24 protein-coding genes are annotated in these 19786 nt (G+C 63.6%); 13 read left to right on the top strand and 11 right to left on the bottom strand.

Annotated elements, in window-relative coordinates; genetic code table 11:
* The first annotated feature begins 12 nt into the window (after positions 1-12).
* Positions 13-1521 carry a winged helix-turn-helix domain-containing protein gene (locus AC6I9R_RS20535; RefSeq protein WP_461428277.1) on the top strand — a complete coding sequence of 503 codons (1509 nt, stop codon included), beginning with the start codon at positions 13-15 and terminating at the stop codon, positions 1519-1521.
* Here AC6I9R_RS20535 and AC6I9R_RS20530 read toward each other — a convergent pair.
* A complete protein-coding gene (locus AC6I9R_RS20530) occupies positions 1518-1694 on the bottom strand; it encodes a hypothetical protein (RefSeq protein WP_461428278.1) in 177 nt (58 codons plus the stop codon). The genes AC6I9R_RS20535 and AC6I9R_RS20530 overlap by 4 nt on opposite strands.
* Positions 1695-1917: 223 nt before the next feature.
* On the opposite strand from AC6I9R_RS20530, the gene AC6I9R_RS20525 reads away from it, so the two are divergent.
* Genes AC6I9R_RS20525 through AC6I9R_RS20515 form a run of 3 tightly spaced genes read left to right on the top strand, consistent with a single transcriptional unit; the run spans position 1918 to position 4928 of the window.
* Positions 1918-2469 carry a GbsR/MarR family transcriptional regulator gene (locus AC6I9R_RS20525; RefSeq protein WP_461428279.1) on the top strand — a complete coding sequence of 184 codons (552 nt, stop codon included), beginning with the start codon at positions 1918-1920 and terminating at the stop codon, positions 2467-2469.
* Between the two features lie 4 nt (positions 2470-2473).
* The gene (locus AC6I9R_RS20520; protein WP_461428280.1) at positions 2474-3910 is read left to right on the top strand and encodes a cytochrome ubiquinol oxidase subunit I; all 1437 of its coding nucleotides are present in this window, start codon (positions 2474-2476) and stop codon (positions 3908-3910) included.
* 4 nt (positions 3911-3914) lie between these two features.
* Positions 3915-4928 (top strand): cytochrome d ubiquinol oxidase subunit II, encoded by a 1014-nt coding sequence (locus AC6I9R_RS20515; protein ID WP_461428281.1) that lies wholly within the window; start codon positions 3915-3917, stop codon positions 4926-4928.
* A 147-nt stretch (positions 4929-5075) separates the two neighbouring features.
* Here AC6I9R_RS20515 and AC6I9R_RS20510 read toward each other — a convergent pair whose 3' ends face one another.
* Positions 5076-5885 carry a division plane positioning ATPase MipZ gene (locus AC6I9R_RS20510; protein WP_461428282.1) on the bottom strand — a complete coding sequence of 270 codons (810 nt, stop codon included), beginning with the start codon at positions 5883-5885 and terminating at the stop codon, positions 5076-5078.
* A 161-nt stretch (positions 5886-6046) separates the two neighbouring features.
* Here AC6I9R_RS20510 and AC6I9R_RS20505 point away from each other — a divergent pair, with 161 nt between their 5' ends.
* The 4 genes from AC6I9R_RS20505 (at position 6047) to AC6I9R_RS20490 (ending at position 10202) form a co-directional block, all read left to right on the top strand.
* Positions 6047-7327, top strand: a complete 1281-nt coding sequence (locus AC6I9R_RS20505; protein WP_461428283.1) for a tetratricopeptide repeat protein — start codon at positions 6047-6049, stop codon at positions 7325-7327.
* Entirely contained in the window at positions 7324-8226 is a 903-nt protein-coding gene (locus AC6I9R_RS20500) for a homocysteine S-methyltransferase family protein (protein ID WP_461428284.1), read from the top strand. The genes AC6I9R_RS20505 and AC6I9R_RS20500 overlap by 4 nt, the downstream gene beginning before the upstream one ends.
* Positions 8227-8667: 441 nt before the next feature.
* Entirely contained in the window at positions 8668-9081 is a 414-nt protein-coding gene (locus tag AC6I9R_RS20495) for a hypothetical protein (protein WP_461428285.1), read from the top strand.
* 98 nt (positions 9082-9179) lie between these two features.
* Positions 9180-10202 (top strand): hypothetical protein, encoded by a 1023-nt coding sequence (locus AC6I9R_RS20490; protein ID WP_461428286.1) that lies wholly within the window; start codon positions 9180-9182, stop codon positions 10200-10202.
* A 289-nt stretch (positions 10203-10491) separates the two neighbouring features.
* Here the strand turns inward: AC6I9R_RS20490 and rpmE are convergent, their stop codons facing one another.
* The 3 genes from rpmE to AC6I9R_RS20475 form a co-directional block, all read right to left on the bottom strand.
* Positions 10492-10713 carry a 50S ribosomal protein L31 gene (gene rpmE, locus AC6I9R_RS20485; protein WP_461428287.1) on the bottom strand — a complete coding sequence of 74 codons (222 nt, stop codon included), beginning with the start codon at positions 10711-10713 and terminating at the stop codon, positions 10492-10494.
* Between the two features lie 13 nt (positions 10714-10726).
* On the bottom strand, positions 10727-11107 hold the full coding sequence (gene rplS, locus AC6I9R_RS20480; protein ID WP_461428288.1) for a 50S ribosomal protein L19: 381 nt from the start codon (positions 11105-11107) through the stop codon (positions 10727-10729).
* A gap of 312 nt (positions 11108-11419) precedes the next feature.
* Complete coding sequence (locus AC6I9R_RS20475; RefSeq protein ID WP_461428289.1) at positions 11420-12277, bottom strand: LysR family transcriptional regulator; 858 nt, start codon at positions 12275-12277, stop codon at positions 11420-11422.
* Positions 12278-12362: 85 nt separating this feature from the next.
* Between AC6I9R_RS20475 and AC6I9R_RS20470 the strand changes: the two genes are divergently transcribed.
* A complete protein-coding gene (locus tag AC6I9R_RS20470; RefSeq protein WP_461428290.1) occupies positions 12363-13382 on the top strand; it encodes a permease in 1020 nt (339 codons plus the stop codon).
* Positions 13383-13391: 9 nt separating this feature from the next.
* Here AC6I9R_RS20470 and AC6I9R_RS20465 read toward each other — a convergent pair whose 3' ends face one another.
* Positions 13392-14039 (bottom strand): TetR/AcrR family transcriptional regulator, encoded by a 648-nt coding sequence (locus AC6I9R_RS20465; RefSeq protein WP_461428291.1) that lies wholly within the window; start codon positions 14037-14039, stop codon positions 13392-13394.
* 99 nt (positions 14040-14138) lie between these two features.
* On the opposite strand from AC6I9R_RS20465, the gene AC6I9R_RS20460 reads away from it, so the two are divergent.
* Together AC6I9R_RS20460 and AC6I9R_RS20455 are read left to right on the top strand one after the other, a co-directional pair.
* Positions 14139-14606 (top strand): ABA4-like family protein, encoded by a 468-nt coding sequence (locus tag AC6I9R_RS20460; RefSeq protein WP_461428292.1) that lies wholly within the window; start codon positions 14139-14141, stop codon positions 14604-14606.
* Entirely contained in the window at positions 14593-15411 is an 819-nt protein-coding gene (locus AC6I9R_RS20455) for a hypothetical protein (protein WP_461428293.1), read from the top strand. The genes AC6I9R_RS20460 and AC6I9R_RS20455 overlap by 14 nt, the downstream gene beginning before the upstream one ends.
* Before the next feature lie 85 nt (positions 15412-15496).
* Here the strand turns inward: AC6I9R_RS20455 and trmD are convergent, their stop codons facing one another.
* Positions 15497-16300: a tRNA (guanosine(37)-N1)-methyltransferase TrmD gene (trmD, locus tag AC6I9R_RS20450; protein WP_461428294.1), complete on the bottom strand. Its 804-nt coding sequence runs from the start codon at positions 16298-16300 to the stop codon at positions 15497-15499.
* Between the two features lie 31 nt (positions 16301-16331).
* Positions 16332-16616, bottom strand: coding sequence for a hypothetical protein (locus AC6I9R_RS20445; RefSeq protein WP_461428295.1), 285 nt, complete (start codon positions 16614-16616; stop codon positions 16332-16334).
* Here AC6I9R_RS20445 and AC6I9R_RS20440 point away from each other — a divergent pair.
* Both AC6I9R_RS20440 and AC6I9R_RS20435 read left to right on the top strand, forming a co-directional pair.
* On the top strand, positions 16603-17538 hold the full coding sequence (locus tag AC6I9R_RS20440; RefSeq protein ID WP_461428296.1) for an ABC transporter ATP-binding protein: 936 nt from the start codon (positions 16603-16605) through the stop codon (positions 17536-17538). The genes AC6I9R_RS20445 and AC6I9R_RS20440 overlap by 14 nt on opposite strands.
* On the top strand, positions 17535-18296 hold the full coding sequence (locus AC6I9R_RS20435; protein WP_461428297.1) for an ABC transporter permease: 762 nt from the start codon (positions 17535-17537) through the stop codon (positions 18294-18296). Before AC6I9R_RS20440 ends, AC6I9R_RS20435 begins: the two co-directional genes overlap by 4 nt.
* Before the next feature lie 227 nt (positions 18297-18523).
* Here AC6I9R_RS20435 and rimM read toward each other — a convergent pair whose 3' ends face one another.
* From rimM to rpsP, 3 genes are read right to left on the bottom strand one after another with little or no spacing between them, the layout of a single operon-like run.
* The gene (rimM, locus tag AC6I9R_RS20430) at positions 18524-19090 is read right to left on the bottom strand and encodes a ribosome maturation factor RimM (RefSeq protein WP_461428298.1); all 567 of its coding nucleotides are present in this window, start codon (positions 19088-19090) and stop codon (positions 18524-18526) included.
* Positions 19091-19097: 7 nt separating this feature from the next.
* Positions 19098-19304 (bottom strand): hypothetical protein, encoded by a 207-nt coding sequence (locus tag AC6I9R_RS20425; RefSeq protein ID WP_461428299.1) that lies wholly within the window; start codon positions 19302-19304, stop codon positions 19098-19100.
* A 5-nt stretch (positions 19305-19309) separates the two neighbouring features.
* Positions 19310-19714 carry a 30S ribosomal protein S16 gene (gene rpsP, locus AC6I9R_RS20420; RefSeq protein ID WP_461428300.1) on the bottom strand — a complete coding sequence of 135 codons (405 nt, stop codon included), beginning with the start codon at positions 19712-19714 and terminating at the stop codon, positions 19310-19312.
* Positions 19715-19786: the final 72 nt, after the last annotated feature.

Below are 19786 nucleotides of genomic sequence, written 5' to 3'. Positions count from 1 at the left end.
AGTGCGCGCCCCTTGGACCTGAATATCGAGATTGATCAACGCCGTGTCACCCTTGACGGCGCGCCGCTGAGCCTTGGCGCGCGGGCGTTGGACGTGCTGGTTTACCTGCACGCCCACGCGGACCGCGTGGTGTCAAAGGCAGAGCTGTTGGACCATGTCTGGCAGGGCATGGTGGTGGAAGAGGGCAACCTTGCCGTGCAGATCACGGGGCTGCGCAAGGCCCTGGGGCGCGAGGCGATCAAGACGGTGCCGGGCGTGGGCTACCGCCTGACGGTGGGCGCCGCCCCGGTGATCGTGGAGGGGCCAGCGGTGCCCGACGTCCCCTCGCTCGCCGTGTTGCCCTTCGCGAACCTGACGGGCAGCGCAGAGCGTGAGTATCTGGTGGACGGGATCGTGACCGAGATCATCGGCGCGTTGGGGCGGGTGGGGTCGTTCTTCGTGACATCCTCGACCTCCACCTTCACCTACAAGGGCCGCGCGGTGGATCTGGCGGAGGTGGGCCGCGAATTGGGGGTGCGGTATGTGCTGGAAGGCTCCATCCAGGCGGCCGGTGAGCGGATCCGCATCTTCACGCAACTGGTGGAGGCCGAAACGGGGCGGATGATCTGGCAGGACCGGTTTGACGGCGAGATGGGCGAGATCTTTGATCTGCAAGACCGGGTGGCTGAACATGTGGCGGGCGCGTTGGAGCCGAAGCTGGTCTGGGCCGAGGCCGCACGCGCGCGGGCCAAGCCGACCGACAGCCTCAGCGCCTATGATCTTTGCCTGAAGGCCATTCCCATGGTGGCGCGGTTGGATTCACTGACGCGGCTGGAGGAGGGGATGGGCCTGTTGCAGCAGGCGTTGGCGTTGGACCCCGACTACAACCTGGCCAAAGCGACGATCTGCTATGGCTGCACTGCGGCGGTTGCGACCCGGTATTGGAGCTTTGAGAAGGGCAGCATGGCGCTGGACCATGCGCTGGATGTGGTGAATTTGTCTGAAGATGACCCCGTCGCCCTCACCTACGCGGGCCACTACCTGGCCTATGTGCACCACCGCTACACCGAAGCTGTGACGGCACTGGCCAAGGCCGAGCGGATCAACCCGAACTCAGCCACGACAGCCATGTTGAAAGGGTGGGTGCATTTCTACCGAAACGAGACCGACCAAGCGACTGCCTGCCTGACACGGGCCAAACGGTTGAGCCCGCTGCATCCGAACATCGGCGTCATGACGGCCGGTTTCGGCGCTGTGGCGTTGGAGCGGGAGCAGCTTGAAGAAGCGGCAGCGTATTTTGAGCAGGCATTGGCGGAATACCCGGAATTCATGACCTCGACCCAAGGGCTGATGACGGCCTACCACGCGCTGGGACGTCTGGATGAGGCGGCGGAGCTGGCCCGCGCATACCGCGAGCGGGCTCCAGATTTAACGATCGAGAGCTTTCGGACCCACCTCAAGCTGTCTAGCAAGAATTATGTCGACCTGACCGTTCAGGCGATGCGCGATCTCGGCTTTCCTGAGACCAGCGCGGGAGATTAGCGCAGCAGGGTGTCGACGCGGGCGCGGGCGGCGTCCCGGCGCTGTTGGGCGGCAAGGTGATCTTCGGGCGATTTGGGCGTGGGGCGCAGGGCGGCCAGGTGGCTCAGGACGGCCTTCGCCACGGTCGTGAGGGAAGATGCGGGGACGGTGGTGTTGGTGGTGAAAGCGGCCATGGGATGCGGTCCTTATCGGGTGTGATCTGATGCATCCTTTGTGCCGTAGAGCCGCATAAAACGTCCTTTAGCCACGCCTTAAACGATCTTAAGCCCGCCTAAATCGGCCCAAGCCACCATGTCGCACCCGACTGCGTTGCCTTTGCAGCGACAAGCTTTATATCAATTTCAGAAATTACTGAAATCACAGGCATGCCTGGTCTTTTGCGCGAACGGGACTGAGATGAACCTTACAAACCTACAGCAGGAGTTTGTCCTGCATTTCGGAGAAATGGGCAGCCGGTGGGGGATCAACCGCACCGTGGGGCAGATCTATGCGCTGCTGTTTCTGTCCTCTGCCCCGCTGAATGCGGAGCAGATCACCGACGGGCTTGGGGTCAGCCGATCCAACACCTCGATGGGGCTGAAGGAACTTCAGGCTTGGAATCTGGTGCGGTTGCGCCATGTCCCCGGGGATAGGCGCGACTATTTCACCACGCCCGAGGATCTGTGGGAGATCACTCGGATTCTTATAGCAGAACGCAAGAAGCGCGAAATCGACCCGACCCTGACCAAGCTGCGCGAGTTGGAAATGGCCGGGCCCAAGGGCGATGACTACGCCGAAGCGCGTATCGCCGAGTTGCGAGAGATGATTGAGCTGATGACCGGCTTCTATGACGACATGGAGAAGCTGGAGACAGAACGGCTTGTGAAAATGATGACTTTGGGAAGCAAGATCGCCGGGTTGATCGACAAGACCAGTGGCGCGCTTTCCCTAACGAAACGAAAGGGTTAGACCGATGGAAGGTCTCGACACATTAATCCTGAGCCGCATTCAGTTTGCGGCCAATATCTCATTCCACATCCTGTTCCCGACGATCACGATCGCCTTGGGCTGGGTGTTGTTGTTTTTCCGCGTTCGCTTTGCCCAGACGGGCGACGAGAAGTGGATGAACATCTATCGCTTCTGGGTGAAGATCTTTGCCTTGTCCTTCGCGATGGGTGTGGTGAGCGGCATTACCATGTCGTTCCAGTTCGGTACCAACTGGCCGGGCTTCATGGAAACCGTGGGCAATATCGCGGGGCCATTGTTGGCCTATGAGGTGCTGACGGCCTTCTTCCTGGAGGCGGTATTCATCGGCATCATGCTGTTCGGGTTCAGCCGTGTGCCCGGCTGGTTGCACATGCTGGCGACGTTCCTGGTGGCGTTCGGCACGACCGTGTCGGCGTTCTGGATCATTGTGCTGAACTCCTGGATGCACACGCCGCAGGGCTTTGAAATGATTGACGGTGTGGCGTTCGCGACAGACTGGTGGGCGATCATCTTCAACCCGTCGATGCCCTACCGCTTCGCCCATATGTGGATTGCAAGCGGCTTGACGGTGGCCTTCCTGATCGCCGGTGTCTCGGCATTCCGCTGGTTGCTGGGTGATCGCTCGCGCGATGTGCGCACGGCGTTGAAAGTGGGCATCTCGATTGGTGCCTGCCTGATCCCGGTGCAGATCTTCCTGGGCGACTTGCACGGGCTCAACACCAAGGAGTACCAGCCCGCGAAGGTCGCGGCGATGGAGGGCCTGTGGGAAACGGGCACCAACGTGCCGCTGATCCTGTTCGCAATCCCCGATGAAGAGGCGCGGGAGAACAGCATGGAGGTGGCCATTCCGGGCCTTGCCTCGCTGATCCTGACCCATTCGTGGGACGGAGAGCTGACGGGCCTCAACGACTTCGTGGCGGAGGATGGCACGGTGATGCACCCGCCCGTGGCCCCGGTGTTCTACAGCTTCCGCGTGATGGTGGGCACGGGCATGGCGATGTTGCTGTTATCCTGGGCCACGGTGTTCCTGATGTGGAAACGACGCCGGATGCACGTGGATGCCCAGGCGGGCCATTGGCTGGCCGTGGAAGGCCTGCCCAAGCCGGTCTTCTGGGCGCTGGTGCCGATGGCGTTCAGCGGCTGGGTCGCGACGCTGGCGGGCTGGTACACGACCGAAATCGGGCGCCAGCCGTGGTTGGTGCAGGGTGTCATGACGACCGAGATGGCCGTGGCCGACGTGCCCGCGCCGATGGTGGCCGGCACGCTGGTGGGCTACCTGGTGGTCTACGGCCTGCTGCTGTTCGCCTACATCAGCGTCATCGTCTACCTCGCGCGCAAGGCCGCGCGGGGCGAGGACGGGCGAGCCAATGACATGGCCCATTCGGGCAAGGCGCAGGTCGAACTGCTGCAACCGGCGGAGTGATCTGATGTTCCCTGATTTCGCAAACCCCGCCGAGTGGCTGCCCTGGGCCTTTGCCTCGCTGATGGGGTTTTCAATCCTCGTTTACGTGGTGCTGGACGGGTTCGACCTGGGCGTCGGCATCCTGTTTCCCTTCGCGGAGGATGCCGAGAAGGACCGGATGATCGGCTCTATCGGGCCGTTCTGGGACGCCAACGAGACCTGGTTGGTGCTGGCGGTGGGGCTGCTTCTGGTGGCTTTCCCGAGCGCCCACGGGATGATCCTGACGGCGCTTTATCTGCCGGTGTTCATCATGCTGATCGGGTTGATCCTGCGCGGCGTGGCGTTCGAATTCCGCGCCAAGGCGCACGCCAAGCACAAGAATCTTTGGAACAACCTGTTCTTTGCGGGCTCCACCCTGACGGCGCTGAGCCAGGGCTTCATGTTGGGCCTTTACATCATGGGGTTGGAGCAGACCTGGGCGACCTATGGTTTCGCCGCGCTGACGGCCGTGTTCCTGACGGTGGGCTATAGCTTCATCGGCGCGACCTGGCTGATCCACAAGACGGAGGGCGGGTTGCAGCTGAAATCCGTGCAATGGGCGCGCGAGAGCCTGTGGGGCGTGATCCTGGGCATTGGCGCGGTGTCGCTGGCGACGCCTTTGGTGTCCACGCGGATCTTTGACCGGTGGTTGCAGTTCCCAGAGGCGTTGTGGCTGGCGCCGATCCCGATCATCTCGGGCCTGTTGGTCCTGTGGCTGTGGCGCATGGTGCGGGTGATGCCCTACGCGGGCGACGCGCGGTCGTGGCAACCCTTTGCGGTGGCGACGGGGCTCTTTTCGCTGGCCTATGTGGGCCTGGCGTACAGCTTCTACCCCTACGTGGTGCCGGAGCGGTTGACGATTTATGAGGCCGCATCGGACGCCCACAGCCTGCTGATCATTTTCGTCGGCGCTTGTGTCGTGGTGCCGGTGATCGGCGGCTATTCGATCCTTGCCTACACGATCTTCCGGGGCAAGGCGACGGAGCTGCGCTACGACTGACCGCCCGGCCCGTTCAGAAAGGAGCGCGCGAGCGCGCATTCTTTTTGTTAAGGGGGAGGGGGCTTTGCCCCCTCTGCGCTCTTTTCCCTTGGGAAAAGAGCGCTCACCCCCAGGATATTTTTGGAACGGGGAATTTGGGGGGAGGGCTCAGAAATCTGCCGTGACGCCCGGAAGGTTGAGGGCGGTGATCAAATCGCGGAGTTCCTGGCGGGCGGCGAGGTTGGAGATGTTCATCCGTTCTACGCCCATGTCGCGCAGGTCCAGCAGCGTCATGCCGGTGGGGAAGAGCTCGCGGAAGATGACGCGTTCCGAGAAGCCCGGGGCGACGCGGAAGCCGATGCGTTTGGAAAGCTCCTCGAGCGCGCGGCCCATCTTGGCTTTGTTGTGCATTTGTTGGGCGGGCAGGCGGTTGCGCACGACCACCCAATCGGTGGGCTGCAGGCCCGCTTTCGCGCGGAGTTGGCGGGCGTGCCAGACCATCTCGGAATACACAGAGGGGCCTTTGAGGGCCATGGTTTCGGGGTCGACTTTGGCTAGCAGGTCGAAGTCCACGAAGCTGTCGTTGAGGGGCGTGACCAGCGTATCGGCGAGGGAATGGGCGACCTGGGAGAGGCGCGTGTGGCTGCCGGGGCAGTCGATGACGATGAAGTCGCAGCGGTTTTCTTGATCGGCCACGGCGGCGGAGAGGCGGTGGTCGTAGATATTCACGCCCTCGGGGATATCCTCGGGGTTGGCGTCGGGCAGGTCGAGGATGATCGGGCAGGCCAGATCAAGGCCCTTGCGATCGGCCGTGGCGCGGCGGTTGTCGAGGTAGCGGTGGAAGCTGCGCTGGCGCAGGTCCAGATCGAGGCCGCCGACGACGTGGCCCATCCGGGCCAGTGCCGTCGCGATATGCATGGAGGTGGTGGATTTGCCTGATCCGCCCTTTTCGTTCCCCAGAACAATGATATGCGCCATGCCCGATCCGCCTTTTGCCCGTTGCAGCCTCATTTCACGCGGGCCGCTCCTGCGCAATATAGGGCTTGGGAGGGCGCGTTGTTAAGCGCAAAGCCCATGATGCTGGACGGATCGCACGGCCCGTGCGACCCTTTTGTCGCAACGGCAGGGAGGGCGCGTGGATGCAACGGGACCGGTATGGGAACGCTTTGGCGACAGATAGCGCCGTGGCGGCGGCAGCTTACGATGCGGGTGTGGACCATATTCTGGAAGGCAGTGCCGGGGGCGCTGAGGCCTTCGCGCAGGCCATAGCCGAGGACGAGGGCTTTGCGCTGGCCCATATCGGGGCGGCTCGGGCTGCGATGTACGCGGGCGATATGGCGGCGGCGCAGGCGGCGCTGGCGCAGGCGCAAAGGCGCGTTGCGGGAGCGTCTGAGCGGGAACAGGCCCATGTGGCCATCTACGGTCTTTTGCTGTCGGGCAAACCCGTTCAAGCGCGCGCGGCGGTGGAGGCCCATGTGCGCGACTACCCCCGGGATGCGATTATCGCGCAGCTGTGCACCAATATTCTTGGGCTGATCGCCATGTCCGGCGCGCCCGGGCGCGAAGCGGCTTTGCTGGCCTATACCGGGTCCTTGCTGCCGCATTATGGCGACGACTGGTGGATGATGTCGATGCATGCCTTGTCGCTGTGCGAGGTCGGCGCGACCGACGCGTCGCTTGAACTGATGGAGGCGGCGCTTGAGCGCAACAATGGCAACGCCAATGGCTCTCACTTCAAGGCCCATGCGCTTTACGAACAGGGGCGCACGGTGGAGGGGCGGACCTACCTTGATGCCTGGATGGTGGGCTTTAAGCCCGAGGCCGTCCTGCATGGTCACCTTAGCTGGCACCAGGCGCTTTGGGCGTTGGAGCAGGGCGACGAAGACGCGATGTGGGCCCATTACCGCGGCGCGATCGCGCCGGGGTCAGGGTTCGCGCTGCCGATCAACACCGTCTCGGACGCGGCGGCGCTTTTGTGGCGCGCGGAATTGGCCGGGTTCGATGTCCCGCGAGAGGATTGGCAGAGGCTGAGCGCCTATGCGACCCGGTATTTCCCGGATCCCGGGCAGAGTTTTGCCGATTATCACACCTCCCTGGCCCATGCCATGGCGGGCGACGGTGCCGCCCTGGCGCGGATTGCGGAGGCCTCAAAAGGGTTCGCCGCCGATCTTGTCGCGCCGGTGGCCCGGGCCTGGGGGGCGGTGGCGCGAGAGGACTTCGAGGGCGCCCTGGCGGCGTTGACGCCGGTGATGGCGGATCATGCGCGGCTTGGGGGATCGCGGGCGCAGCGGGATCTGTTGGAGCTGACGTGGCTGTTGTGCCTGATGCGCACGGGCGCGCGGGACGAGGCCGCGCGCGCCATTGCCACGCGGCGCCCGGTCTTTGCCCAAGGCGCGCCGGTGCAGGGGTTTGCGGCGTGACGCTGCTTCCCGACAGTCCGGATCTGTTCTTGGCTTATGCCGGAATGGAAACCGATTTGATCTTCACCCATGGGATGGAATTGCCGGGGTTCGCCTCTTACCCGTTGATGGAGACGATCAAGGGGCAGCGCCTGCTGCAGTCCTATTTCACCGCGATGATTGACCTGGGCCGTGAGGCCGGGACGGGCGTGATCCTGGAAAGCCCCACCTGGGTGGCGCACCGCGATCGGGGTGCCGCGATTGGATATGCGGCAGAGCGGCTGGGGGCATTGAACGCGGCCGCCGTCGGCCTGATGAAGGAGGTACGGGAGGGAGCGGCGGGCGTTCCGGTCGTGCTGAGCGCCAACATCGGGCCCCGCGCCGATGCCTATGCGCCGACCGAGCAGATGAGCGTGGCGGAGGCCGAGGCCTACCATTTGGAACAGGTGTCTGCCCTGCGCGGCGTCGACGTGATCAGCGGCTATACGCTGACCTATGCCGCCGAGGCCGCAGGGATCGCGCGGGCCGCCAAGGCTTGCGGTTTGCCGGTTGTGATTGCCTTCACGGTGGAGCTGGACGGGTGCCTGCCGACCGGCATGTCCGTGGCCGATGCCATCGCCGAGGTCGATGCCCAGACGGGCGCTTACCCTGCGTATTACATGATCAACTGCGCCCACCCCGACCACTTCGAGGGCGTGTTGGACGGGGGCGCCTGGATGAACCGCCTCGGCGGGCTGGTCGCCAATGCCTCGCGCTGCAGCCATGCGGAGCTGGATGAGGCCGAGGTGCTGGACGACGGCAACCCGGAGGAGTTGGGACAGCAGTTGGCTGGGTTGCGGGCGCGGTTCCCACAGATCCGGGTGTTGGGCGGGTGCTGCGGCACGGATATGCGGCACATGCGGGCGATTGCGGCTTCTTGAGGGTTTCAGACAGTGGGCCGGTGGCCCGGCGAACCCCGTTTCGCGACGTGTAGGCTGCGATTCCCCGTCACAACACCCATCTTCATTTGCCTGTCGGACGCTGTATGCTCGGCCAGCGGCTTCGACGATTTCCGGAGGATTACGGCCCTGTTAACGTTCCATGCCATCCATCCCGATATCCGTCAGCCGGTGCGCGCGGATACTGCCGCGTTGGGGCGCCTCCCAATCTCGGCCTTCCAGTATTGTGAGGCTCTGCGCACCGCGTCGGCGCTGGGATGGTATGTGTTTCCCCCGACCGAGTTCAGCCTTTATTTCGACGGGAAAGAAGTCTTCATTGCCGATGATGGGGAGTGGCGTGCCCTGCGAACGGAACCGCTGCCAGCCGAGTATGAGGCAGATTGGTCAACGCGGTATGAAGCGTCATATGGGCCTTGCCCCAGCATGTTGACGGACTTCACGGACACCGGAATTGTCCAGGTCTTCACCGGCTTGTTCGTGTCCTCATCCCCCGGCGCGTGGTGTCATATTCGGCCCTTGGTCAATATCCACGTGAAAAGCTCTTACTGGTGCTATGAGGGTATCGTGGAGACCGACAGCTTCACGCCTATGCCGCTTTTCGTGAACATTCATCTGACGCGCACAAATAGCGAGATCTATTTCCCGAGCGAGTTTCCCCTGTTTCAGGTGTCATGCGTGCCGAGTTCGATCCTGTCGCTCAACCGTGAGGCCGGGTCGGGCTCTGTCTTCGATGACGATTTCCCGAAGGAGGGTTTGACGCAAACCCTGCGCCGGCAGGCCGGACAGCGGATCCCGGCCGGGCAATACGGGACGGGCGTCCGTAAGCGGCGGAAATAGCGATGCGCTCGGGGCGCCGCGCGATTTGGGCCTATGGCTTGCTGTCGGCGATGGGCGCCCTGCCGTTTCTGATCCTGCCGAGTATCGCGGGCACGGCCATGGCCGCCGGGCTGGATGCCGCTGAAACCCTGGCGATGATCGCGATCGCGCTCACGGTTGGGGAGCTTCTTGCGGGCGCGCTCTGTCCGCTGGCCCTTGGCGACAAGTTCAAGCCAACGACGGCCCTGGCGGTTGCGGTCGCCTTCGCGCTGCTCTTCTTGGTCAGCTCGATCTATCCGGGCCCGCTGTCTTTGGTGTGTTGGTGCGGTATCGGGGTCGCGGCGGGAATGCTGCAATATTTCGGGACTACGTTCGCAGTCATCGACGACGCGCCCGAGCAAGCCTCACAATTGCGGCTGTCGTTGTCCCTCGCCGTGTCCGGAGCCATCATCGCAACCTCTGCCATCTGGGTCGAAACTGGCTATGACGCCCTGAAATATGGGATCACCGGCCTGCTTCTGCTCAGCACCTTGGCCGTGTGGTTCATTGTCAAACCCATGCAAGCTGATGCGTCGGACCGGCAGAGTGCCAATCCAGATCGCGCTGAGGCGAGCGCGCCGTCGCCGTACGCGGCCTTCCTGTCCGTCTTGCTGTTCTTCGCGGTGTTTTTGCCGTTTGTCTCGATCTTGCCAGCGATGATCGACCACCAGTCCGCAGACAAGACGCTGCTGCAGATGGGCTTGGGGAAATTGATCGCGGCGGTGGTTTTGTATCGGCTGAGCCGCATGATGAAGACCGCCGAAACCCTGCGCTCTGCCATCCTCAGTGCGGGCTGTCTTGGGGCGGCAAGCGGGTTGGTGGTGATTGCGCCAAGCGTCCTTGTCTTTGCGGTTCTGGAGATCGGGATCAACGCATTCGTCGCCATGCTGCTTGGACGGCACGGGAGGTTGATGAGCCTACGTCAGAAAACGTGGATGTTCTTCATGATCCAGTTGGGCAGCCTGGCAGGTTTTGCGGCCCTCGGGCTGCTGCCGTCCGACCAGACGTTCATCTGGTGGCCGCTGGCCATCATAGGGCCGGTCGGCTTGGCCTTGTTGTTTCCGGGGCTTGTTGGGCGGCCCCGGAAAATCGATCACTTCTGAAGTTTCACAGGAAGCCGTCCTGCACCGATAGAGGGACGTGGCTTCTGTTGAATGAGCGTGGGCTTCTTCATGGTCTACTCCTTTAGGCGAAAGCTATGGATACGCGATACTGCGTCCCGAGAGGGTCGCTCACGCAGATCACTCGGTCAAGATTTTGTTGTACGGGTCTCTGCCTTCGGGGCGGGCCGGCCGAGCGCATTGAGCGTAGCCGAAAGCGCATGTCAGGCCCCTTAAACGAAAAACGCCGCCCCCGGGGGAGCGGCGCTTAAACCATAGCAAAGGCGGGATCTTAGAAACCCAGGCCTTCGTATTTTTTCTTGAACTTCGACACGCGGCCGCCGGTGTCGAGCAGGCGGGCGCCGCCGCCGGTCCAGGCGGGGTGAACGGTGGGGTCGATGTCGAGCGCGAGGGTGTCGCCCTCGGCGCCCCAGGCGGAACGCATCTCAACGATATCGCCGTTGGTCATCTTCACGTTGATCACGTGGTACTCGGGATGCAGGTCCTTTTTCATCTCGTGATCTCCTTCAGGCTTTGGCTTTGAGCGGCTTGTAACGGGTATCCTCGGCGATACGCGCGGACTTACCGCGACGCGAGCGGAGGTAGTACAGCTTGGAGCGACGCACGCGGCCACGGCGCACGACAGTGATGCTGTCGATGTTGGTCGAGTGGAGGGGGAACACACGCTCCACGCCCTCACCGAAGGAGATCTTGCGGACGGTGAAGGACCCGGCGATGCCGTGGCCGTTCTTGCGCGCGATGCAGACGCCTTCGTAGTTCTGCACACGGGTGCGTGTGCCTTCCGTCACCCGGAAACCCACGCGGACGGTGTCGCCCGCTTTGAAATCCGGAATGTCCTTGGCAAGTGCGGCGACTTGCTCGGCTTCCAATTGTGCGATCAGGTTCATCTGAAACGCTCCTTTTTCTGGCGCGGTTTGCCCGCGGATATTGCCGTCCCAGAGCTCTGGTCTTCGACCGGGTCCGCCTTGGTCCCATTCGGGGGCGCCCGCCAGAGATACGCACATGCGTTCATTTTTTCGTGGCTCTGCGGCCCGCTGTTGGCCCCGAAAGTTTGGCCATAGGCAATGCAAAGCAATCCAGTTGGCCGATTCCGGCCCCGGATGGCAGGCGTATAAGGGGGCGGGGCCAAGGGATCAAGGCATTTTGGGGGGTGAAGAGGCGGGAGGACGCGGGGCTGGCGGCGCGCCGCAGCCTCACCGTTATCGGTTCGCCAGAAATGCCGCGCGGATCACCTCTTTCATCGCGGTCTGCGGGCCCGTGTCTTCCGCCCCCCGCGCGGCCATGACCAGTTTTGACGTGGGCGTTGCCGCGAAGCCAAGGCTTTCGCCGACGTTGGAAAGACCCGCGTGCAGCGAGGAGCGCCCTAAGAGGCCCACGGCGATCCCGGCGTCCACGGCGGCGATCACGCCCGCAACGCTTTGGCTGGAGTAGACCACCCGGTAAGGCTTGCCGCGCCGTTGGAGCGAGGCGATTGCCGCACTGCGCCACCAGCAGGCGTGATCGAACAGGGCGACCGGCAGGCAGTCATCGGGTGCGAATGTGCGGTGGGAGGATGCGACCCAGCAGGTCGGGTCTTCAAACAACAGCTCTTCACGGCCCTTGGGGTGTTCAACCTCATAGACCGCGAGGTCGAGGGCGCCTTTCTCCAACGCCTCCGGGAACCCGGTGCTTAGCGCGCAGGTGACATCAAGTTCGACCTGCGGGTGATGACGGGTGAAGGTGGCGATGATGCCGGCAAGCTTGGCGCGGCCATGGTCATCCGGCACGCCAAGGCGCAGTTTTCCGGTGACCGTGGTCTGTGAAATGTCGCGCAGCGCGGCGTCGAGGCGGGCGGTGACGTCCTGGGCAACGGGCAACAGGCGACGTCCCGCGTCGCTGAGGATCACCCCGCGCCCGTGCCGCTCGAACACCGGCTGGCCCAGAATGGCCTCCAGCCGTTTGATCTGCAGGCTTGCCGCCGATTGTGAGCGGAAAATGCGGGCCGCGCCGTCCGTGACGCTGCCGGCCTCGGACACGGCGACGAAGGTGCGCAGCAGGTCACTGTCGAGGCTTTGCATCTGTTTTTCCAATACCTGATATTCATCCTATTCGTTTCACACATGCCTTGCGGGGATCTAGATTTCAACCTCACAGGAGGGTCCCATGACCGATCAGACAGCACAGCGCCCCAGCAACGGGAAACGGTATGTCCTTGCGGGGATCTGCCTTCTGATCCTCGGATGCATCGTGATCTGGCCGGGCCACGCGGTTGGCGCGGCAGAGTTTGTCCTGTGGGGCTTGGTTACCGTCGCGCCCATCGTCATCCCGGGCATCGTGCTGGCGGCGTGGATCATCGCAAGCGGTGCCGATGCCCATGTGGCCCGCGCGTTTGAGGGACGGACGCTGCGCACGGTGGTCGCGGCCTCGCTGATCGGGGCGATCACGCCGGTCTGTGGCGTAACGGTGCTGCCCTTGATGGCGGGGCTTCTGGCGGCGGGCGTGCCCCTGGCGCCGATCATGGCGTTCTGGCTGTCCTCGCCCATCACCGACCCCGCGATGCTTGCCACGACTGCTGCAACCCTTGGGGTGAGCTTTGCGGTGGGCAAGACGGTTGCGGCCTTTGGGTTGGGTCTGTTTGGCGGCGCGGTGACCGGGCTTTTTGCCAAAAGCCCCTGGGCCCTGGGCGCGCTGCGCGACAATGGGTTGGCGCGGCGGTTGAGCGCGGCGCGGTGCGGCCAGGATCGCACGTTTGACCCCTGGGTCTGGCGCACAACGGAGCGACGGGCCGCCTTTGGCGCTCAATTCCGGGCCACGGCGCGGTTGATCCTGATCTGCCTGATCCCGGCCTTTGCCGCCGAATACGCCCTGAACGCGGCGCTGACCCCCGGGTCGCTTGCGGCCTATGTGGGCGAGGATCAATGGTGGGCCATTCCCGCAGCGGTTTTCGTTGGCGCGCCTGCATACATTGACGGCTACGCCGCGCTTCCGCTGACCCGTGGGCTGATCGACAACGGCATGTCCCAGGGCGCTGCCATGGCGTTCCTGGTGTCGGGCGGCGTGGTCAGCATCTGGGGCGCGATGGCAATCGCGCCGGTCCTGAAGCTGAGGCCGTTTCTGCTTTACCTGCTGCTTGCGGTGACCGGCTCTTTGGCGGCGGGATATGTCTTTGGATGGGTTATGTAGGGCCCCTCGTCAGGCGCCGTCGCGGCCCGCAAAAGGCTTGGGCCGTGTGGCGGCGGCGTCGGGTTTATACGCGAAGTCTGGCATCAGCTCACTCATGCCGAACATAGGCGTTCCGTCCTCTTCACGGGCGAGTTGTCCTTCGATCAACAACATCGCGTAGCCGTGGACCATGCTCCACAGCATCCACTCGGTCCGCCAGGGGCCGCCCGGCAGGTCGGCCTTGTCCCAATCCAGCCCATGGGCAATGCCGCGCAGAACGTCATAGCTGCCCCAGGCCGCTTGCTTCAGCTGCGGATCATCGGCATCGCAGAGCGTGTTGGAAAACATCAGCTTGAACAGCTCTGGATGCTGCAGCGCAAAGCGCAGGTAGCCGTTGCACGCCGCATCCATCCGCGCCTTGCCCGGCGGATGATCTTCGACATCTTTGCGCATCTCGGCGGCATGTCGTTCAAAACCGACCGTGGCGATTGCGGTCAGCAGGCCGCGCAACCCGTTGAAGTGGTTTTTGGGCGCCGTGTGGCTGACACCCACGCGCGCCGCGATCGACCGCAGCGACAGGGATTCGAGCCCCTGTTCTTCGATCTCGGCCAACCCGGCATCGATCAAAGCCTTCTTCAGGTCACCGTGGTGATACTTTTTTTCGTTCTTTTTCAGCATTTTGGCACCTTTATATTTCCAGTGTAAATTTTTCTTCTGGACTTTGCAAGCTGCCGCGCTCAGTAAGTTACCAGTGGAAATTTACAGTGGAGATATATGATGACCCCTGAGATAGTCTTCTCTCACGTCGGCACTGCGGCGATGATCGGCTGGACCCTGCTTGTACTTGGCCCGCGCCGGTTTGGCTGGGTCAACGCGATCCCGCTCTGGATCATTCCCGCAGGCCTATCCGCCGTCTATGGCGCGCTGATCTTCAGCCGGTTTTCCGGCATCGGCGGCGGGTTCGACAGCCTGGCCAATGTCGCGATCCTGATGTCGAACGACTGGGCCTTGCTGGCCGGATGGGTCCACTTTCTGGCCTTCGATCTGTTCGTGGGCGCGGTCATGGCCGCGCGCATGGACCGCGTCGGCGTGGGCCGGTTGGTTCAGGCCCCGATCCTGGGCGCAACCTTCATGCTTGGCCCGCTTGGGTTCCTGATCGCGGGCCTGACCGAATTGGGGCTGCGCGCCCGCAAAATCCCCACCCAAACCGCTTTTCTGAAAGGAAAAACCGATGTCTTTGCTTGATGCCAATGTACCCGCCATCCGCGACACGCCCCCGTCCCAGTTCGTTACCCTCACCGTCGTGGCCCTTGTTCTGATCGCCCTGTCGGGGATGTGGGGCCTGGTCGACCCCCGCATGATCCAGGGTGTCCCTGTCTGGATGAAGCCGCTGAAATTCTCGCTGAGTTTTGCCGCGCTCTTCGCGACGATTGCCCTGCTTGAAACGCGCCTGTCGAGCGCGGTGCGCAATGGCTGGACGCTGCGCATCACCGGCTGGGTCATGGCAGCCGCCTTCCTGTCCGAGATGGCCTACATGATGTACCAGGGCGGCCGGTCCGAGGCCTCGCACTTCAACCTTTCCACGCCGTTCAATGAGTTCATGTACTCCGTCGTGATGGCGGCAGGCGCGGTGGCGCTGGTGGTTGGCGTGGGCGTCATCGGCTGGCTGGCCAAACGCGACAAGGACGCGGATCTGAGCCCGGCCCTGCGCGAGGCGATCTGGCTCGGCTTCTTGCTGACCTTTGTGCTCACCATGATCGTGGCGGGCTACATGAGTTCGGGCAGCACCCGTTTCGTGGGCGTCCATCCAGAAGGCGCGCCGACCCTGCCTTTGGTCGGCTGGTCCGGCGTCACGGGCGACTTGCGCCCGGCGCATTTCGCGTCGCTGCACGCCATGCAGGCGCTGCCGCTGCTGGCCCTTTGGCTGGAGCGCGGCGGGCAAGTTGGATCTGTGACAACGATCCGTTGGGCGAGCATGGGCTATGCGGCGGTTACGCTTGCGGTCTTTGCCCAGGCTCTGCTGGGTCTGCCGCTGATCCCCTTGGGGTAGAGAGCGACCGGGTCGCGCGCCTCGGTGCGCGCGATCCGACGACGGGGTTTGCGATGGCAAGGCGCGCCGGTTGCCTCGCCTAGGGCTACTCGCGACCCGCCCGGTAAGCCGCCCACAGATCCGCCCGCCGCTCCTGCGTCAGAGCCTCGGCCTGCTGCTTGCGCCATTCCGCCACTTTGCCGTGGTCCCCGGACAACAGGACCGGCGGTATCGCATTCCCCCGCCAATCGGCGGGTTTGGTGAATTGGGGATGCTCCAGCAGGCCCTCGGAAAAACTCTCTTCCTGGGTCGATTCCGCGTTTCCCAGCACGCCGGGGATCAACCGTGTCGTGGCGTCCAGCACCAGTTGCGCGGCAATCTCGCCGCCCGTCAGGACGGCATCGCCAACGCAGACCTCTTCCATCGCGTAGTGATCGATCACCCGCTGGTCGAGGCCCTCGAACCTGCCGCACACCAGCGTCATGCCCCTGGCACGCGAAAACCGTTCGGCGTCGCGCTGGGTGAAAGGTTTGCCGCGCGGCGTCAGGTAAACGAGGGGCCATTCAGCGCGATCTTCGGACGTGCCTGCCGCCGCCATGTCCAGGGCGCGGGCCATGACATCGGGTTTCAACACAAGCCCCGCGCCGCCACCGGCGGGGGTGTCGTCCACTTGGCGGTGCTTGCCGGTGCCGAAGGTGCGCAGGTCGATGGGCTCCAGCGCCCAGAGGCCCTTTTGCAGGGCCTTGCCCGTGAGCGACGCACCGAGGACCCCGGGGAATGTCTCGGGGAACAGGGTGATGACCTTGGCGCACCAGGCTTTTGCCAGACGCGGGCGGTCGGTGATCAACTCTCGCGGTTTCAGGCTTGCCGATTGCGAGAGGCGTCCGTGGGATTTGGTGGGCTTCATCATGCCGCCCGTCTACGCGGGGCGGCGGGGCGGATCAATCGTCGGACTTACGCGCGCGCATGATGGCGAGGGTGATGACGGCGACAACAGCGCCAAGGGCGGCATAAACGAAGAACATGGGCGGCTTCCTTTGAAGGGGGGGCGGGATGGGCTTGTCTAGCTGGAACTTTTGCGACGCAAAACGGTGGGAAACCCCCAGGCCCACCCAGGCAAAGTCGCGCAGGATGATGTCAGGAGCATGCGTGCGCGCACCTTGTGACCCGCCGCACACAGACATAGGTTGGGCCTTCGGCAAGGAGATCCCCATGACATCGCCCATCCTGACAGTTGAGCACTTGACCAAAACCTATGAGGGCGGGTTCACAGCGCTCGATGCCGTGTCGCTGGAGATCGCGGAAGGCGAGATCCTGGCGCTTCTGGGGCCCAATGGTGCCGGGAAAACCACTCTGATTTCAACGATCTGCGGGATCGTACAGCCGACGTCGGGCAACGTCGCCGTGGGCGGGCACGATACTCAGGCCGACTACCGCGAGGCGCGTAAGCTGATCGGGCTGGTGCCGCAAGAGATCAACCTTGAGCCGTTTGAGAAGGTGATCAACACGGTGCGCTTTTCACGCGGGCTGTTCGGGAAGCCGCGAGATGATGCCTATCTGGAAAAGATCCTGCGGCAGTTGTCGCTGTGGGACAAGAAGGACGACGCGATCCGCACGCTGTCAGGGGGCATGAAGCGGCGGGTTCTGATCGCCAAGGCGCTGAGCCATGAGCCGCGCGTGCTGTTCCTGGATGAGCCGACGGCAGGCGTGGACGTGGAGCTGCGCCGTGACATGTGGGAGATCGTGCGCGAGCTGAGCGACAGCGGTGTCACGATCATCCTCACGACGCATTATATCGAGGAAGCCGAGGCCATGGCCGACCGCGTAGGCGTGATTGCGGGCGGAAAGATCCTGCTGGTGGAGGAAAAGAGCGCGCTGATGGCCCGGATGGGCCAGAAAGAGCTGCGCATTGACCTGGCAAGCCAGATTGACGCGGTGCCGGACGCGCTTGCGGACAAGGATCTGGAACTGGAGGAGGGCGGCAAACGCCTCGTCTACCGTTATGACACGCGAGCCGAGCGCACGGGGATCGTGCGGCTGCTGTCCGCCCTGCAGGCCGAGGGGCTGGTAGTCGCCGATGTGGAAACCAAGCAGAGCAGCCTGGAAGAGATTTTCGTGGGCCTTGTGAGCGAAGGAGAAGAGGCATGAACCTTCAAGCGGTCAAGTCGATCTACGTCTTCGAGATGGCGCGCACGTTCCGCACCCTGGCGCAATCCATCGTGTCGCCGGTCTTGTCGACGTCGCTTTATTTCATCGTGTTCGGCACGGCGATTGGCTCGCGGATCGATCAGGTGGAAGGGGTGAGCTACGGCGCGTTCATCGTGCCGGGCCTGATCATGCTGACGGTGCTGACCCAGTCGATTTCCAACGCCAGCTTCGGGATCTATTTCCCGAAGTTCATCGGCACAATCTACGAGCTGCTGTCCGCGCCCGCCTCGTTCCTGGAGATCACCGCAGGCTACGTGCTGGCGGCGGCGACGAAGAGCTTCGTGATCGGGTTGATCATCCTGGGCACCGCGTTTTTCTTCGTGGATCTGCAGATCTTGCATCCGATCTGGATGCTGACGTTTCTGGTTCTGACATGTCTGTCGTTCTCGCTGTTCGGCTTCATCATCGGCATCTGGGCGCAGAACTTTGAGCAATTGCAGCTGATCCCGCTGCTGGCGGTGACGCCCCTGGTGTTCCTGGGCGGCGCGTTCTACTCGATCTCGATGCTGCCCGAGAGCTGGCAGACGGTGACGCTGTTCAACCCGGTGGTCTACCTGATCTCGGGCTTTCGGTGGAGCTTCTTTGGGGTCGCCGATGTGGCACTGGGTTGGTCGATTTTCGCGATCCTCGGCTTCACGGGCACCTGCATCCTGGTGATCGGGTGGATCTTCAAGACCGGCTGGCGCATCCGCGCCTGAGGGTTTGCGCCCAAGCGTTTGCCCCCTTGCGGGGGCAACGCAGGGTCGCCCGGGGGCCTCGCGCGCCTGCGGCGCGCTCGGCGGGGTATCCATTCTGCGAGGTGGCACTTGGGGGTGGGTGTGGGAAGGGGGCTAGCCCCCTACGCGTCTTTTCCTGACGGAAAAGGCCGCATACCCCCAGAGTTTTTCGGGCAAGATGAAGGGGGAGCCGCGCGCGGTATTTGGCGTTAGTCGAAGTCCTGGCCCAGGGGGGTGTTGTGATCGGGCGTGTCCGGTTTGTCGCCGCCGATGAGGCCTTCAGGCATGTCGACGATCACCCGGCCCGCCGCGAGGTCCACGGTGGGGACGACCGCCAAGGTGAAGGGGATCAGCAGGCCCTGGGGCAGGCCGGGGCCGTTGATTTCAAGGATATCACCCGCGCCGTGGTTGGCGACCGAGGCGATTTTGCCGAGGGTCTCACCGCCGGTGTCGAGCACGGTGAGGCCGACCAGATCGGCGTGGTAGAATTCATCATCGGGCAGGGACGGCAAGGCGGAGCGCGGTGCATAGAGGCGGGTGCCGCGCAGGGCGTCGGCCTGTTCCTTGGTGCCGATGCCCGAGAGCATCGCCGCGTAGCCGGATTTGACCGGGCGGGTCAGGGTGATCGTGAAGCTTTGCGTGCCATCCTCGGTCCAGAGCGGGCCGTAGGCGCCGATATCCGAGGGCTCGGCGCAGAAGCTTTTCAGGCGCACTTCGCCGCGCACGCCGAAGGAGCCAGAGATCGCGCCAACGCAGGTATGGTCCGGTTTGGTCATCTTGGTCTCAGGCGTTGAAGGGGAGGGCAGGGACCCGGTGGACTTCGGGCAGGGGATCGGGGGGACCGTCGGCGCGCAGGAGCGCGATGATCCACCCCAGGGTGAGCAGGGACAGGACCATCAGCCCTGCCCCCAGCCATCGCAGGGCCGCGCGCCGCGCCGCGACCAGCAAGCCAAGGCCTGCCAGCGCGACGACAAGGAGCGCCCCCAACATGGGTCTTACTCTTCTGCGGCAGCTTCTTCGGCTGCGGGCTCTTCCGCCGGGGCGGCGGCGGCCTCAGCGGCGGCTGCGGCTTTGGAGGCTTTCTCTTCCGCGCGTTCCACGGCTTTCTTGCCGGGCTGCGCCTTCTTCATGTTGGCACGCTCTTTCTTAGGTGTGACGCCGGCGGCTTCCAGGAAGCGGGACACGCGGTCGGTGGGTTGCGCGCCCTGGTCGAGCCAGTGCTGCACACGCTCCATGTCCATTTTCACGCGCTCTTCGCTGTCCTTGGGCAGGAGCGGGTTGTAAGTGCCGAGCTTCTCGATGAAGCGGCCGTCGCGGGGCATGCGGCTGTCGGAGGCGACGATGCGATAGAAGGGGCGCTTTTTGGAGCCGCCGCGGGCGAGACGAATTTTCATAGCCATTGTGTAGTATCCTTAGGTTTTTGTGCCCTATCACTTCGTTGCTTGAGGGCGCTTAGTTTGTCTTGGGAAAGG

This window comes from Gymnodinialimonas sp., from assembly GCF_059726805.1.
The sequence above is the reverse complement of the archived record's forward strand: the minus strand, read 5'-3'. Positions and strand labels throughout refer to the sequence as shown.